We start from the raw sequence: 1,009 nt of genomic DNA on the forward strand, positions 1-1,009 counted from the left end.
CGGCACCATCCTGCAAGCCATAAGTAATCACCCTTTTATCGGTCAAGCGGGGCAGTAGTGCTGCCACCTCTGGATGATCGTTACAGAGAACCGCCAAGCCATAGAAAGGAATTTTTTCGACAAAACTGAGAAATGCCTGACGGATGGCATCGAAGGTTCCATAATGGTCCAGATGTTCAGGATCCATGTTGGTGACCACTGCGATGATTGGAAAGAGCTTCAAAAAGGAGCCATCGCTTTCATCGGCTTCGGTGACCATAAAATCACCATGGCCCAAACGGGCATTACTGTCGAACGCATTGACAATCCCACCGTTGACTACGGTAGGATCCATGCCTGCTCGCCCCAGCAGAGTGGCCACCATGGAGGTGGTTGTGGTTTTGCCATGGGTGCCTGCGATGGCGATGCCATATTTAATGCGCATCAACTCGGCCAGCATCTCAGCCCGGCGGGCAATGGGGATGCGCAGACGACGTGCGGCTGCCAATTCTGGGTTGTCACGGGTCACGGCGGAGGAGTGGACCACCACATCGACATCTGCCACATTGTGTTCGGCATGGCCGATATAAATAGTGGCGCCCATGCCACGCAGACGTTGCACAGAGGCATTATCGGTCAAATCGGAACCGGATACCCGATAGCCCAGGTTGAGCAGCACTTCGGCAATTCCACTCATGCCAATGCCACCAATACCGACAAAATGGAGTTTGCGGATCTTTTCGTACATTGCGCTTCACCACTTTCACAGGCCAATCACACGCCACAATAGACCGCCAGCAGGGCGGCATCCCGGAGGCATGACACTGCACCTTTCGTTAACCGATTGCAAGGGTGAAAATGATCCCCTGACGGGGTGGGGGAGAATCATCGGAGAGTGTGGGCAGGCCATGACCCTACCCTGGAATCAGCCTGTTTCTGTAAAACCGAGCTTTGCCAGATGGTGTCGTGCGATTGCGCCGTCATCAAAGGGATGGTTGCCCTCGGCGGTGATTTGCACGGTTTCATGACC

1 protein-coding gene is annotated in these 1,009 nt (G+C 54.3%); it reads right to left on the reverse strand.

Annotation, left to right across the window (positions count from 1 at the left end; translation table 11 throughout):
- Nucleotides 1–727 (reverse strand): UDP-N-acetylmuramate--L-alanine ligase (locus EJP87_RS17120; RefSeq protein ID WP_227657769.1); only part of this gene is annotated, 727 nt, incomplete at its 3' end.
- Between the last annotated feature and the right edge of the window lie 282 nt (nt 728–1,009).

The sequence above is a fragment of the Candidatus Magnetaquicoccus inordinatus genome, from assembly GCF_004217665.1.
Classification (GTDB): domain Bacteria; phylum Pseudomonadota; class Magnetococcia; order Magnetococcales; family Magnetaquicoccaceae; genus Magnetaquicoccus; species Magnetaquicoccus inordinatus.